Annotated in this window: 1 protein-coding gene; it reads left to right on the top strand. The window is 62.7% G+C overall.

The window, feature by feature from the left end:
* The coding region (locus tag ABB27_RS19095; RefSeq protein ID WP_057630899.1) for an outer membrane protein transport protein at positions 1 to 1,171 on the top strand (1,171 nt) is incomplete at its 5' end.
* Positions 1,172 to 1,223: the final 52 nt, after the last annotated feature.

The following is a 1,223-nucleotide window of genomic DNA, read 5'->3' as shown; positions in this document are numbered from 1 at the left end:
CGGCCCGGGCGGCCCGGGCACCGGCACCGAGATCACCGGTGGCAACGGCGGCGACGCCGGCATGATCGCACCGGTTCCGGCTGCGTATTTCCACCTGCCGTTCGGCGAGAACGACAACATGCATTTCGGTGTGTCGCTGACCGCGCCGTTTGGCTTCAAGACCGATTACGACAAGAACTGGGTGGGCCGTTACAGCGGCGTGACCACCGACCTGAAGGCGATCGATCTTGGCTTTGCCGCCTCGTATGACGTCAACCCGTATGTGTCCTTCGGCGCCTCGGTGTTCGTTGAGCACCTGACCATCGAACTGTCCAACGCCCTGGACATGGGCGCTGTGGTCAATGGTGCTGCCCAGCAGAAGGCTGCAGCTTCCGTGCTGGCCGCTGGTGGCACCGCGGCGCAGGCGAAGATCGCCGCCGGCCAGGCTGCACAGCAGATGGCATTGATGGGCTTCTCGCCGGGCAGCGCTGATGGCTTCGTCACCATCGAAGGCGACAACAATGCCGTTGGTTACGTGCTGGGCACCACCTTAAGCCCGACTGAAAACACCAACATCGCCTTCAGCTACCGCTCCAAGGTCGAGCACAAGATCACCGGCGGCAAGGCAAACTTCACCGTGACCCCGGAAACCGCAGCGCTGCTGGCACAGACCGCTCCGGGCACCTTCATCGACAGCTCGGGCAAGGCCACCGTGACCCTGCCGGCCTCGCTCACGATGAGTGTCACCCACCGCATCAACGACCGTTGGACCGTGATGGGCGACGTGTCGCGCACCGCATGGAAGACCGCGTTCGACCAGGTGACCGTCGACTTCGCCTCGAACCAGCCGGACAACACCCTGGGCTTCCATTACAACGACACCACCTTTGGCTCGATCGGTACCGAGTACAAGCTGTCCGACACCATCACCCTGCGTGGCGGTGTGGCCTATGACGAGTCCCCGACCAGCATCGAGCACCGTGACGTGCGCGTGCCGGACGTGACCCGCAAGTGGCTGTCGCTTGGCCTGGGCTGGACCCCGTCGGAGAAGACCGAGTTCAACTTCGGTTACACCCACCTGTTCACCAATGAGCCGGGCATCAATGTCACCTCGGCCACGGGCAATGTGGTCAAGGGCAAGTACGACGTGGGCGGTGACATCCTCGCTGCTTCGATCAACTACAAGTTCTAATCGAACCAGTAGCTGATGCATGCAGAAAGCCCCGCGCAAGCGGGGCTTTTTG

This window comes from Stenotrophomonas terrae (genome assembly GCF_001431465.1).
In the GTDB taxonomy this organism is placed as follows: domain Bacteria; phylum Pseudomonadota; class Gammaproteobacteria; order Xanthomonadales; family Xanthomonadaceae; genus Stenotrophomonas; species Stenotrophomonas terrae.
The sequence above is the reverse complement of the archived record's forward strand: the minus strand, read 5'-3'. Positions and strand labels throughout refer to the sequence as shown.